General features: G+C 34.2%; 15 protein-coding genes and 2 pseudogenes. 3 read left to right on the forward strand and 14 right to left on the reverse strand.

The features are described 5' to 3' along the window. Window positions 1–7: 7 nt before the first annotated feature. The 5 genes and pseudogenes from M44_RS09060 to M44_RS21835 form a co-directional block, all read right to left on the reverse strand. Window positions 8–472 carry an NUDIX hydrolase gene (locus tag M44_RS09060; protein ID WP_010172842.1) on the reverse strand — a complete coding sequence of 155 codons (465 nt, stop codon included), beginning with the start codon at window positions 470–472 and terminating at the stop codon, window positions 8–10. 182 nt (window positions 473–654) lie between these two features. Beyond that, entirely contained in the window at window positions 655–837 is a 183-nt protein-coding gene (locus M44_RS09065; RefSeq protein ID WP_010172843.1) for a hypothetical protein, read from the reverse strand. Window positions 838–975: 138 nt separating this feature from the next. After that, window positions 976–1,617 (reverse strand): hypothetical protein, encoded by a 642-nt coding sequence (locus tag M44_RS09070; RefSeq protein ID WP_010172844.1) that lies wholly within the window; start codon window positions 1,615–1,617, stop codon window positions 976–978. 97 nt (window positions 1,618–1,714) lie between these two features. Next, window positions 1,715–3,858, reverse strand: a pseudogene (locus tag M44_RS21830) (DNA topoisomerase III). A gap of 111 nt (window positions 3,859–3,969) precedes the next feature. Then, a complete protein-coding gene (locus tag M44_RS21835) occupies window positions 3,970–4,737 on the reverse strand; it encodes a polyphosphate kinase 2 family protein (protein ID WP_010172851.1) in 768 nt (255 codons plus the stop codon). 209 nt (window positions 4,738–4,946) lie between these two features. Here M44_RS21835 and M44_RS09085 point away from each other — a divergent pair, with 209 nt between their 5' ends. Continuing rightward, window positions 4,947–5,447: a hypothetical protein gene (locus tag M44_RS09085; RefSeq protein ID WP_029326816.1), complete on the forward strand. Its 501-nt coding sequence runs from the start codon at window positions 4,947–4,949 to the stop codon at window positions 5,445–5,447. 18 nt (window positions 5,448–5,465) lie between these two features. On the opposite strand, the gene M44_RS09090 is transcribed toward M44_RS09085, so the two are convergent. From M44_RS09090 to M44_RS28935, 5 genes are all read right to left on the reverse strand, one after another. Continuing rightward, window positions 5,466–5,912, reverse strand: a complete 447-nt coding sequence (locus tag M44_RS09090; protein WP_010172855.1) for a hypothetical protein — start codon at window positions 5,910–5,912, stop codon at window positions 5,466–5,468. Between the two features lie 39 nt (window positions 5,913–5,951). Further along, window positions 5,952–6,443 (reverse strand): EcsC family protein, encoded by a 492-nt coding sequence (locus M44_RS21840; RefSeq protein WP_155814935.1) that lies wholly within the window; start codon window positions 6,441–6,443, stop codon window positions 5,952–5,954. A gap of 108 nt (window positions 6,444–6,551) precedes the next feature. Then, on the reverse strand, window positions 6,552–6,683 hold the full coding sequence (locus M44_RS28925; RefSeq protein ID WP_010172862.1) for a hypothetical protein: 132 nt from the start codon (window positions 6,681–6,683) through the stop codon (window positions 6,552–6,554). 13 nt (window positions 6,684–6,696) lie between these two features. Further along, window positions 6,697–7,233: a substrate-binding domain-containing protein gene (locus M44_RS28930; protein WP_081447479.1), complete on the reverse strand. Its 537-nt coding sequence runs from the start codon at window positions 7,231–7,233 to the stop codon at window positions 6,697–6,699. Further along, the gene (locus M44_RS28935) at window positions 7,200–7,640 is read right to left on the reverse strand and encodes a LacI family DNA-binding transcriptional regulator (protein ID WP_010172869.1); all 441 of its coding nucleotides are present in this window, start codon (window positions 7,638–7,640) and stop codon (window positions 7,200–7,202) included. The genes M44_RS28930 and M44_RS28935 overlap by 34 nt, the downstream gene beginning before the upstream one ends. Before the next feature lie 497 nt (window positions 7,641–8,137). Here M44_RS28935 and M44_RS29920 point away from each other — a divergent pair. Together M44_RS29920 and M44_RS25165 are read left to right on the forward strand one after the other, a co-directional pair. Next, a pseudogene (locus M44_RS29920) lies at window positions 8,138–8,389 on the forward strand (cell wall-binding repeat-containing protein); the annotation flags it as partial. Window positions 8,390–8,428: 39 nt separating this feature from the next. After that, entirely contained in the window at window positions 8,429–10,072 is a 1,644-nt protein-coding gene (locus M44_RS25165; RefSeq protein WP_010172873.1) for a cell wall-binding repeat-containing protein, read from the forward strand. 56 nt (window positions 10,073–10,128) lie between these two features. Here M44_RS25165 and M44_RS09115 read toward each other — a convergent pair whose 3' ends face one another. The 4 genes from M44_RS09115 to M44_RS09125 are packed head-to-tail and all read right to left on the reverse strand — an operon-like array spanning window position 10,129 to window position 12,797. Continuing rightward, window positions 10,129–10,875, reverse strand: coding sequence for a PIG-L deacetylase family protein (locus tag M44_RS09115; protein ID WP_010172875.1), 747 nt, complete (start codon window positions 10,873–10,875; stop codon window positions 10,129–10,131). Beyond that, on the reverse strand, window positions 10,875–11,063 hold the full coding sequence (locus M44_RS25170) for a cell wall-binding repeat-containing protein (protein ID WP_010172876.1): 189 nt from the start codon (window positions 11,061–11,063) through the stop codon (window positions 10,875–10,877). Before M44_RS25170 ends, M44_RS09115 begins: the two co-directional genes overlap by 1 nt. Next, window positions 11,060–11,890, reverse strand: coding sequence for a cell wall-binding repeat-containing protein (locus M44_RS21855; protein WP_010172877.1), 831 nt, complete (start codon window positions 11,888–11,890; stop codon window positions 11,060–11,062). Before M44_RS21855 ends, M44_RS25170 begins: the two co-directional genes overlap by 4 nt. Window positions 11,891–11,918: 28 nt before the next feature. After that, window positions 11,919–12,797 carry a leucine-rich repeat domain-containing protein gene (locus M44_RS09125; protein WP_010172878.1) on the reverse strand — a complete coding sequence of 293 codons (879 nt, stop codon included), beginning with the start codon at window positions 12,795–12,797 and terminating at the stop codon, window positions 11,919–11,921. Window positions 12,798–12,966 lie beyond the last annotated feature (169 nt).

Consider the following 12,966-nt stretch of genomic DNA (forward strand, 5'->3'; position numbering starts at 1 on the left):
CCCTCCTTTACTCAATTGTAGGCTGACCTGAGAATTTTAGATAGTCTTGCCAAACCTTTTCGTGAGAAGTCCATAATTTAGGCATTTCTTCTTGAGTAAAAAACTTAATGTCTAAAGATTCTTCATCTTTTCGAATTTCTCCAGAAAATTCTCGACCAATAAACATAGCTTTGACTAATTGAACTTGATCTCCATTTGGCAGAGTTCGATGATAGCCTTCTCCCGAATACATTCCTAACAATGTGAGACTACTTAACGTTAATCCAGTTTCTTCATATACTTCTCGTTTAGCCGTTTCTGTTAAGCTCTCCCCCATCTCCATATAGCCACCAGGAAAACCCCATTCGCTATTATCTGAGCGCTTTTGAAGTAAAATTTCATTCTTTTCATTTACTACGATCACGCCTGCGACTACCATAATTAAAGGATTCTTGCCTACAAGATTTCTAATATACCCTATATAATCTGACATAATTACCTCCCACATTAAGTTAACATAACAATATTATTGTTATCTAATAAGTATTATTTTGCATATGGATAGGTAACATTGTCTTCTTTAAGCTACAACCACGAATATCTCATCAGAATCAGGATGGATCTTCTATTAGTAGCTTAACTTTTTTAATAGTGGAAAAAGCTTTAAAGTCAGAATTATTTCCACTTTGTTTTCCTTTTATTGCTTATATACAGATATCCATCACTTGATATTGCTAAATCTAAATTCCCTGTTAGCTTTTCACTATCTTGAACAATAGACTGGTACCCCGCTTTTTTGACAACACCAATACTCCCTTTTTCTATGTCAGCAAGAAAAATATCTCCATGGTGATCCACTTTAAATCCTGATGATAGTGGTTTTTTCTATATAACTCAATATCTAGGCTAGAATTAGGTTCAGACCATAGTTGATTCGTTGATATTCTGTAGATATTTGTATCATAAGAATTACCAAAATAGACCCATTCGTCACTTTTATCTATGGAAAAGGATGCTGGCTTTGACAAAAGAAAAACGATGATTATTATGTAAATTTGAATGGTTCACGTTCATTCTTGTTGATGTTCCTGAATTTTTATCAACGGTAATTAACCCAAGTTCTTTACTTTCTCCCGTTTCTTTATCGCGAACTAAATCGACGATATAAAATGTTGAGTTATCATCTATTGTAAAATCTTGAAGCGTGGACTGGCTGTTTAGTACCGAACTGGGAATAGTCAATTTCTTTTCTAGTTTATTTTCTAGGACATTCCAACCTACGAGTGTGTATAAGTTCTTTGAATTTCCTTTTTTTACTTCCTCAGTTAAGAACCACATGACATCTTTATTATCACTTTTCGCACTTATCGGATGGGTACTATTTGAAAGACTGTTGATAGGATACTCTGAACTAGAACCATCTTTTTTAATTTCAACTAAGGTAAAGGTATCCCTCTCTGTTGAAGAAGTAGTTAAAAAGATTCTATCATTCGTAGTTAGCAATAAGCTTCCTACCTCTACTCCCTCAAGCTCTGCCACTGTTTCTAGCTTTGAAGGTGATAAATAATTCTTAAGAGTAACAGGTAAAATCGAACCTAAAGTAATACAAACACTAAACCACGCTAGCATAATCCGCATAATAACCCCCCCTAGAAATTTTCCATATTTTAGTTTCTGTATTACTCTTGAATTTATTCACAAACAAAATAGGCTGTTCAGATGAACAACCTACTTATCAAATGAAAATTCTAATTTTTTTCGTCTGGGAATTCCACTTTAATCTAGCATCGAAGGTTTTATTACTTTTTCTTAAATCCAGTTATACGGTCTGACTCTTTGTCTTTCAATATTTTATTGATTTGAGCTTGTGAAACAGTTTTTCCAAGGATTTTCTTTGATATGGTGAAAGCACATTGACTTTTTGAGTACTCTGAGCAACCATAAAATGACCCTTTATCTATTACTTTCCTTCACAAATTAGACAGGAACCAATGGATTTCCCTTTAGAAAATTTTTGCTTAGATCCCTGTACACTCTCTATATCAAACTGATCGAAATTCCAAGAAGAAGAAATCTCTTTTGCATCCTCAACAATTTTTCCTGTTAATTTTTTTACTTGCTCCATAAAAACTCCAGCGTCAGCGGAACCCTGTCCTATTTCTTTTAATCTAGTTTCCCACTTTGCAGTCATTTCAGGAGATGCTAGTATTTTATCACCAATGGAGTAAATCAGTATTTTGGCTTTGTCGGTTGCGTACACCTGATTTTTTTGTGACATTGATATAATTTCTTGTTTTTAACATTGTAATAATGCCTGCTCTTGTTGCTTCGGTACCTAAGCCTTCTGTGTCTTTTAATATTTTTTCTAACTTAGAATCCTCAATTGTTTTTCCGGCTGTCTTCATTAACGAAATTAACTGCCCCTCTGTGTAACGTTTGGGAGGTTGCGTTTTTCCTTCTCGGATAGTAGTAGAGTGAACGTGCCCATTCATAAATTTATGAAGTTCTGGTAGAACAATATCATTTTCATTCTTTTTTTATGTTGATTACGTTCTTCCAACCTTCTTGAATTTTAACTTTTCCCTTTGTTACAAAAGTAGCTCGCTTGTCTACTACTGTCACTATTTTAGTGTAATCCACAATATGCGGAGGATAGTATGCAGCAATTAACCTTTTAACAATTAGAGAGTATATTTTTTGTTCATCGTTTGAAGTTTGTTAGATTGGTCACTTGCTCAGTCGGGATAATAGCGTAGTGATCTGTAACTTTTTTATCGTTCACGAACCGTTTATCTGTGGTGATGGTTTCCTTTGGAAGAGGGAAGTATGAACTAAATGCCTCCAATTTACTTAGTTTTTCTAAAATGGCAGGAAAAGCTTCTGCTTCGCCTTTGGTAACGACCGTTGAATCTGACCTAGGGTAAGAAATTATGCCTTTTTGATATAAACTTTGCGCAATGTCTAATACATGTTTGGGTGACATTTTATAGAGACTATTGGCTGTCGATTGAAGATTAGATAAATTAAAGAGCAAGGGAGCTAGATATTCCTTTCTTTCCTTTTCAACGTCTCCAACCTCTGCCATCTTAGTATGGCAAAAGGCGGCGATCCTTTCTGCCAGCTCTTTAGAATCTACCCTGCTTTCTCCATCTTTTTCCCATGTTCCTTCGTATACTTCTCCGTTCATTTGGAATTTTCCTAGTACTTCCCAAAATGGCTTACTCACAAAGTTTTCAATTTCATTTTCTCGTTTCACAATTAAGGCGAGCGTAGGAGTTTGAACCCTACCAGCAGAAAATACGTCATGTATCCCTTTTTCCTTTAATAATATACTGTAGATTCTAGAAGCGTTCATTCCAACAATCCAATCAGCACAAGCCCTTGAATATGCCTCATAATATAAGTTTCTAGTATCCTCTTCATTTAAAAGAGACTGAAATCCTTCTACAATAGCATTTTTTGTAAGAGATGATATCCATAATCTTTTCATTGGCTTCTTGACACCTGATTGATGGATAATGTTTCTTATAATAAGTTCTCCTTCTCGACCAGCATCCCCTGCATGTATGATCTCTGTAACCTTATGGTTTAAAAGCAATTCTTTTACTTTTTGAAATTGTTTGTATTTAGAAGAGGTTACTTCATACTGAAATTGTGATGGAATAATTGGTAATGTAGATTTTGTCCACTTTTTCCATTCAGTGCTGTACTTCTCAGGGCTTTTTAATTGCAGTAAGTGGCCTACTGCCCAAGTAACATATGCACCGTTTGGGAATAGATCATTTGGTAAGATTTCTAAAAATCCTTGGTTTTTTTATGAGGAAATGGTTTAGCTAACGTAGCTCCTTGATCTGGTTTTTCAGCGATTATTAATTTCATGATTGGTTCTCCTGTTCGTAGTAGAGTCGTTTTAAGAAGTTTTAAGAATAAAAATGAAGATGAAAGAAGGGTAGACTCTCAGATGACCCACGAGAGTCCATTTGTAGGGGATTATTTATGCTCGGGTATTTCAAGAAATTTTTCTAAAGAATTTACAATCACTGATAATGTTTCGATACGAGCATATTTCTTTTGTTCTCCTGATATAATATACCATGGTTTTTCATCCATTGAAGTTTTTTGTAGCATTTCTTCAACTGCTTCTTCGTATTCCTCCCATTTTTCGCGATTACGCCAATCTTCATCTGTAATTTTCCAACGTTTAAGTGGGTTGTTTTCTCTTTCTTTGAATCGTTTTAGTTGTTCTTCTTTACTGATATGGATCCAAAATTTTAGGACTAGATAATCTTGGTTTATTAAGTATTCTTCAAAATCATTAATTTCGCTATATGCTCTCATCCATTCTTCCTGAGTGGCAAATTGTTCAACTCGTTCTACTAATACACGCCCATACCATGAGCGATCAAATATCCCTATTTTACCGTACTTAGGAACTCTCGTCCAAAACCGATGAAGGTATGGAAACTTCTTTTCTTCCTGTGTTGGTGCAGCTGTAGCATGTACTTCAATTCCCCTAGGGTCTAAGCCCTCCGTTAATCGTTTAATAGTACCTCCTTTTCCTGCTGCATCCCAACCTTCAAACACTAATATACATCCCTTGTTCTGATCAATCAGATTTCTTTGTAACCTTAACAACTTCATTTGTAACGATTTCAATTCTTTTTTATATTCTTCCTTTGAACTGATTCGTTTAGATAAATCTGTTTGTTGTAATCGATTCACATATCCCACTCCTTTTTTTAGTATACCAGCCTCCAAATATGTAATCCAACTGATAAAATGGAGTTTCCAAAATAGAGATAGCCTAATCGCTTTCCCCTCTACTGCATAACATGATTAATGTGTACTAGAGAGAAGAATACTAGAACAGTTGATTCCTATTCTAATATATGTTACCCTTATCGTCGGAAATTTATCATGTAAATAGTATGGAGGTTAGTGGAACATTGTATAGAAGTGCATTTTTAATGGAGGATGAGTCGAAAACAAAAGAAGAACTTGAAGAAGAATTAACAGATTTAGAATTTCAAATCCATCGTATGAAGGAAAATATGAAAGAAATATCAAAGAGTTATGATATTGTCGGGATTGAACAAACAAAAGATAACCGATGGGTCATCGTCTATGTACTGGATGACGGCAATAGATGTAAAATAATGCTATCTGACTGTGAAACTTCCTATGACGGTACATGGGATTTCTTGATTCAAGCCCAGTATAAAGACGACGATCATATCTTTATTGGAGACATCAAAGGGACTCCTAACAAGGGATATGGAACAATTTGTATACCTTATTTAAAGGATAAAGCAAGGGAGAATAATGTTCCTAAAATAAAAGGCGACATCGCAAAACGTGACTGGGATCATGTTGATCGACTTGAGCATTTTTATGAAAAACACAATTTTGAGGTATCAATTGACACTGAAAGCATGTCTGGCAATATAATCTGGTGGAGAAATGAATAGGTGAAAATAGACGTTCAATTATAATTGAACGTCTATTTCTGTTAACTGTACATCAGAATCTTTTATCATTCTAAGTTCTAACACTCCATTCTTATAGGAAGCCTTTCCGCCTTTTCTTCTAACTGTACTAGGTAAATTAATTTTTATTTCTTCCCCTTCTTTTGGGTAATTTCTTATCATAGCCAAGCTAGGCGTATAGAATACTTTTACAGTAGTTTGATCCACTTCATTAGAAGTTGTTATGTGTACACGTACGAAAATGAAATCATGTGTTTCTAATACTTCAATGTTTTCATTTTCATTCGTTCTCTCTTCAGTCCCTCCTTGTTGATAAGGAGTGAAATTCTTAGGGATGGTATTTGCCATCATTTCTTCCATATATTTTTGCATCCCTAAAGGATTCATTCCTTTAAAGAAGGAGTGCAAACCTTTACTAAATGGATGTTGTTGGTTCCAATCTTCCACTATAGCTCCCTCCTCTCCCTACACAATATGCGAGCAGGATTAAAAGTGAGCGTGAGTTGAAAGAATTCGATGTCGATATGAATTTTTGGCTGTTTCAGCTAGAGTCCCTATTAAATAATAATTGGTAACGCCTCCTACCACACCACCAAGACCAGGTGCTAATTGAAATAACTTTACAAGATCAATTGAATCTCGATATTCTTGTTGAAGTTCTCTCCAATTGATTATCTCCAGATCTTCCTTGGCTTTGTCCCAATCCTTAATATAGTTGAGAATTTTTCTCTTATGCGCCTCACTTGAAAACGCTAATTGAAAAATTAATAACATAAATACTCTTTCTTCTTTAACTTTCGTATAAAACCCATATATTAATGCAGCCTCGTACAAGAAGCTAAATTTTATGGTCAGCAATGCAGGAAAATCCACCATACCAAGTAGGATTCCACCAAATCCAGTACCTGCACCTTCAACAGCACCCAATTTTTGATATTTTTTTGTAATTGAAGTAACTCTTCGTCTTTCTGCTCCAATGAGCTTAGCTTATATTTCCCTTTTCCCCTATTTAATGGTTTAAATGTGCCGAGTAAAATTGCTTGAATCAGTATTCTCATGCTCTCTGTTATAGTTCTATGCACAGTTTCAGGGGTATGCTTTGCCACTATTTTTGTACGGTAGTGCTACTTCTTTTAATGGAAGAAGGTTTTTGGTTACTCTTCTCTCCCAAAGCTCTAATTCTCTTTGAACTTTTTGATTATAAGGATGATTATACATATCGTAGTCTCCTTTAACGTTTAATCAACGAATGGCCGAGTTTAACATGTTTTATTTCTTGAAAAAGAAGATGAAATGATGTCTCCCCCATTTGAACTAACGGTAATTCAATGGTAGAAAAGGAAAGCAACTGTGATATATATTGATTATCAAATCCGATAATCTGAACAAAGTTTTGTTGATTATTACTTTCCATATTTGCTGCTAATAAAAATCCTGCAGCTACTTGATCATTTGTCACTAATAAACCTGTAGGCTTATCCCTCAACTTATTCCACATGTGATAAATTCTTTCTCCATCTTCCATTGTATAAGCTCCGTCAAAAATCCATTTTGAATTGTATGGTAATGTTCTAATTTCCATGAATTTTTTAAACGTTTGAGCTCTAACATGACTGTTATGACTATTCTTTCTGCCAAGTGTATAACCAATCTTTGTATGGCCATTATGAAATAGTTCTTCTAAACCTAATTGAAATGCTGCTGCATGATCAATGGTGATACATCTAAAGTTCTCTACAAATTCTCCACAAAATACGATAGGTCCAATGGCTTGTAATCTGCTATAATCTCTTGATCAAGCTCACAAGAAACAATGATAATTCCATCAACTTCTCTATTCTTAAGCATATTTAAGCACTCGACTTCTACACGATTATCATAATTTGTTTGCATGACAAGGAGATGGTGCTTGTTAATGAATGCTCCTTTGTATATGCCACTTAGTAGTTGACTGAAATAGGGGTGAGATACAAATGGAATAATAACTCCAATTCTCTTTGTTATTCCTTTTGAGAGATGAACAGCATTCATATTAATTTGATAGCCAATCTCCTCCATAATGGCTAATACTCTTTCCCTTTTATCCTCTTTTACATAAGGATGCCCATTAATAACTCTAGAAACTGTAGTGATCGAAACATTTGCTTTTTTAGCAATATCGCGAATATTTACCATAGATACATTCCTTTCAAATTTTTCTTGCTATGAAACGCGTTTCATACTTTATGTTTTTAATGAGAATACGAATTGGAGGAATGAGAATGTACACCCTACTACTATTTATTTTACCTGTCATCATATTATTGGGAGCTTATTGGGCAATACCAAAATCAAGAAGAAGTGAAGAGATTGAAAAGTTTGATACGTTTTTTCAATAAAAATTCATTTAGTACGTTATACGATTTTCATTTGCTGTTCATAGAACATTATATTTACAACTGCTCTGTTTTTCTTTACCTTATTTTATACCTATTATACATCTATTGCTTGATTATTCCTTATGAAATTGATTAAACGGTAGATTATTTACTATTTTTGTAATAAAGTAGAATAGGAGTTTTAATCGTCAGGAGGAACATACATGAAAAAAATAATTATCAAGTAAAATATTCGTCTCTTTTCTATGCTGTTTAATCTTATTTGCTCTCACCGGTTTCAGTTCATCTGAAAGAATTCAAGGTGACTCTAGATATGAAACTGCTGCTAATATTGCCTTAACAGGCTGGCCAAACGGTGCTCATACTGTTGTATTAGCAAGTGGAATTAGCTTTCCTGATGCTCTTTCTGGAGCGCCATTAGCCTATCATCATGATGCACCAATACTTTTAACAGGAATAGAATCTATCCCTACAGCTACGAAACAAGCCATTGAACAACTTTCTCCTTCTAACATCATTATTTTAGGTGGAGAGAAAGCTGTAAGCTCAAGTATCGAGGAGGTATTAAAAGATTCCAATTATTATGTGGAACGAATAGCTGGTAGTACTCGGTATGAGACATCTATTAATATAGCAGAACAATTACCCGATTACTCAGAAGTGTTTATCACAACTGGAGAGAATTTCCCAGATGCGTTGTCTATTGCAAGCATAGCGGCCAATAAAGGAATGCCTATTATCTTAACTCCATCCTCTTCTATACTGACTCTTAGAGCAGTTAATGCTATAAACAACGCCAAAGATATATTTGCTGTGGGAGGAGAAAAAGTATTACCCAATCAGGTATTATCACCTATCGATTCCTATATTCGAATAGATGGAAACGATCGGTATGAAACTTCTCTCAATGTGCTATCTTCTTTTGACATTTCTACAGATCAACTGTTTTTGAGTACAGGCGAACAATTTGCCGATGCACTTACTGGTTCGGTTTTGGCTGCTAAAAATCGTAATGGTGTATTACTTATTCCTCCTACAACCGTTCAATCTAGTCAGCTTGACTATATTGAAGAACAAGAAGTACAGCATTTAATAACTTTAGGTGGAAGCTCTGCTGTTTCAGAGGAAGTATTAACACGCTTAGAAGCTGTTACAACGAATAGCAAAGAAATTATAGATAGTGACCTATCTAACTCCATCGATTCTACTAATGGGCAACTCAATGGGTTAATCAAATCTTCTAATGCTTTATTAAACTCAAAAACGAATGTAAAGGCATATAATCAAAATAATGAATTAATTGAACAAATGAGTGTAGATACTTCTGGTAAGTTTTCTTTAAGCCTTCCCTCTGGTCTTTATAGTTTAGAATTCAGTAATTCAAACCAAGAAACCGCTACGTATTCATCTATAAATGTCCAGAATGGAGAGAGTCAAAATTTACAAGCTATTCAACTGTTTCCTAACGATTCTACAACCCTACACTCTATTGATGGAATCATTCAAGATTCCCATAATGGATTACCAGTTGAAGCAGCAGATATCTCAATTCGTTCAGGATTTGGAAATATTTCGAGTGAACCATTGTTTATAACGAAAACTACTACTCTTGGAAAATATACGTTCCCTCAGCTAAAGCAAGGATTGTACACGGTACATGTTACTAAAGAAGGATACATGGATAACCATTTTAATATTATGGTAGGAGGAATAGAGAAAACGGAGTATGATGGAATATTATCAACTACTATGGAAGAAGATGAGAAATATCGCCTGATCCTATCTTGGGAAAATGATTTTGATTTAGATGCGCATTTAACAGGTCCTTCTGAAAATGATACCCGTTTTCATTTATATTGGAATTCTCCGATAATTAATGGAATAGCAAAATTCCAATCACTGGATCAAAAAACTGGCACAACGCCAGAAACTATTTCTCTTTTCAATACATCATCTGGAACCTATCATTATTATGTTTTCAATTATTCCTATCGACTTCATGAAAATAATAGTGCGCTGTCTATCAGTAATGCAAAGGTAGAGGTTTATCAAGAAAATGCTCTAACGGATGTTAATTTTATTCCCTATAATCAAATTGGCAAGTTGTGGAACGCCTACACTATAACTAATCATGAATTACTTGCATCAACTTCATTAACAGATGGCTACACATTCATGAATTCTGAAACAGACCTGCCTATAGATAAATTAATGAATAGAAAAAAATAAATAAAGAGGATGTTCCCAAAAGATTTAGCGTCTTTTGGGAACACCCTCTTTTTTCTTTAATGTAGATGATACTTACTTCTAGGATCTTTCGATAGAGTATTGAAATCATGTGGAACCGAAATTCCACCTATTGAATAAAGCTTTTGTAAAGGGTGCCAATCTAAATAAGCATCTGATGCATTTTGAATGATTGGCAAGTAGGATTCTTTGTAATCTTCATATACCCCTGCCACATTATTATGATCACGATTTTGTATATAATACTTCGACGAAGTTTCTTCTAAAACCCCTAGTTCTATTAATTCCTTTATTGCTAAACCAGAGTTTTTGTGATCAATATGAGCATTATTATAAGTAAAAGCATGATGCTCTCCAGAAGGAAACCTCGTTATATATTGGAGCATGGCCTGTACAATTTCTTCTTTAGTTGTTTTTCCATCTACTAAATATTCCATATGCATATTCTCGCGGGACACTCCCATTGCAGCTAAAGAACGAACAAATTCAAGATTCCGAGCATATGAAAATTCTTCTACGGATAATGGGGCAAGCATTTTAAGTTCAAGCTCATCGTTTACTTTATGAATGGAGTTTGACCTTGAACCATCTGTTAATAAGACAACGTGTACTTCAAAGCCATCTAACACATACTTTGTAATAGCATGGCCCATTGTTAAGACCTCATCATCTTGATGAGGAGAATAAAAGACTGCCACTTTGGTTGTGGAAGCTTCAACATTATCTTGCATAGGATAAATGATAAGGCTAACTAAAACCAAAAGGAAGAGTAAGCTACGTTTCATTATTTGGCCTCCATAAGTTGTTTTTTAATTTCAGAAGCCAAACCGTTTGTAATAACAGCTTCTCCTCCAAGAATATAACCGTAATACATTTCCTTGGATATAACATTTGATGTTTCCGACGGCAGCTTATCTTTCTCGACTAATAATAATGGAGCGGAATATTTAGCCGCTAATACAGATCCCGTCAAAGAATCAGCAAAACCATTGCCATTTCCAAAAATACATGATCAGAGTTGTAAGGACTCATTAAGGAAGAATAAATTTTCGCAGCTGTATCATAACGGTTTTTTCCACCTATTCGTGAAGGGTTATTTACTTTATCTGCTACTTTATTTGTAATAACTGCAGTTCCTCCTACGATTATCGTTTGTTTATAGGATTTAATAGAGTTAAAAGTTATAGAAGGTATGGTTTCTTTATCAGTTAAATAGATTGGAATGCCATTTTTAGCTGCATATGATGCAATTGAAAGGGCATCTGGGAAATTATATCCATACACTAGGATTGCCTGATTTTTAGTCGGAGTTAACTTTTCATTAATTTTAGCTGCTGTTTCAAAGCGATCCGTCCCAGCTATACGCTCAACAGATAACTTTAAAGTATTTTTTATATACCGTTCTACAGAAGTGGATACCGCCGCTTCTCCTCCAAGTATAGTAACTTTTTTAGCTTCTAATCTTTTAATTTCATTGATCGTATCACTTGGTAATTCACTTCCATTAGTTAATAATATTGGAGCATTCAATTTATAAGCATATGGTACTCCAGCCAAAGCATCAGGGAAAGAGTCGCCTCTAGCTATTACAACCTGATCACTTTTCTCAAAGCCTTGTTTGGAAATGCTAACGGCAGTAGAATAACGACTTGAACCTGATAAACGAGTCGTAGACACAACTCGATCATCAATGAGCGTATCGTATGAAATCTTAACACCTTTGCCTTTTAGTTGATTAATCGTTGTTTGATTGGTTATTGACAAGGGGTTTCCTTTTAAATTTATTTCTCCAACTTCCATATCCTTTAAAGGAGAGAGATCTTTAATTTTATTTATTTTCTAAATTAATTATCCCTGTCCTAACTCCACTAAGTGATGATATATCAGAGATAGAATTATGGGAGAAATTCATATAATAAACCTTTTCTTCTTGAAATGAAATATTTTTCAATGAAGTCAATTTGTTGTTTGAGACGAGTAAAGTACTCGGACTATAATTTTTTATAACATCAATCGAAGTTAGTTCATTGTTAGATAAATTAACAAATTCTAGATTTCCTGCTTTAAGACTACTAATGCTAGATATCTTATTATCATTAGCAATAAGGTGTGTAATTCCAGTAATATTCTCTAATCCATTAATAGATTTAACCTGATTAAAAGAAAAGTTAAATTCAAAAAAGTTAGGATAGGTAGGGAATGCAACCGTTTTTAGAGGAACAAGAGAGGTGATTTTATTCCTAGATAAATCAAAAGTTAGATCCTCTCCTTTAAATCCTAAACTGGATATAGGTTGAATCGTTGAAATCTGATTCCCACTCACATCAAGTGTTGAAAGATTCTTCATTTGATTAAGCGGACTTAAATCTACTATGTTATTATCTCTTAGTATTAATCGAGATAGATTGGATAGTGAAGATAATTCCTTGATTTGAATTAATTTATTTCCTTCTAAGTATAAAGATTGAATGTTAGAGGCATCTTCTAAGCCCGTTAACTCTCTAACACCAAACCAGCTCGCATCAATTGTAGCAAGTGATTCCAGTTGTTCATCCGTTACCCTAATTTTTTCTTGGGTATTTAATTGATATTTAATCGCCTCTTCTAAGTTTGGGTCCTCTAAATAATCTGAAGCTTTTGGTACGTCATTTGATAAGAAGATAGAACCCAAGAATATCCCGGCAATTACCATTGCTTGTTTCTTCATTTACTCACCTTTATTCTTTAAATTCGACAATATTTTAAATTTCCAGGTTCTATTATAATATGAATCATTCAAGTTTTCCAATTGATTTGTAAACTTTTTGGAAAATAATTAGGGTGTCCCAAAAGGAACATCCTCTTCTTTTTTTAACTAAATGATCATCATTAAATAA

This window comes from Bacillus coahuilensis m4-4, assembly GCF_000171615.1.
Lineage (GTDB): Bacteria > Bacillota > Bacilli > Bacillales > Bacillaceae_K > Bacillus_T > Bacillus_T coahuilensis.

Coding starts and splice junctions, on each gene's coding strand:
- M44_RS09070 (WP_010172844.1), bottom strand. CDS start 1,617: ATGCGGATTATGCTAGCGTGGTTTAGTGTTTGTATTACTTTAGGTTCG.
- M44_RS09125 (WP_010172878.1), bottom strand. CDS start 12,797: ATGAAGAAACAAGCAATGGTAATTGCCGGGATATTCTTGGGTTCTATC.
- M44_RS21855 (WP_010172877.1), bottom strand. CDS start 11,890: ATGGAAGTTGGAGAAATAAATTTAAAAGGAAACCCCTTGTCAATAACC.
- M44_RS09115 (WP_010172875.1), bottom strand. CDS start 10,875: ATGAAACGTAGCTTACTCTTCCTTTTGGTTTTAGTTAGCCTTATCATT.
- M44_RS09060 (WP_010172842.1), bottom strand. CDS start 472: ATGTCAGATTATATAGGGTATATTAGAAATCTTGTAGGCAAGAATCCT.
- M44_RS09085 (WP_029326816.1), top strand. CDS start 4,947: ATGGAGGATGAGTCGAAAACAAAAGAAGAACTTGAAGAAGAATTAACA.
- M44_RS28935 (WP_010172869.1), bottom strand. CDS start 7,640: ATGGTAAATATTCGCGATATTGCTAAAAAAGCAAATGTTTCGATCACT.
- M44_RS28925 (WP_010172862.1), bottom strand. CDS start 6,683: ATGTATAATCATCCTTATAATCAAAAAGTTCAAAGAGAATTAGAGCTT.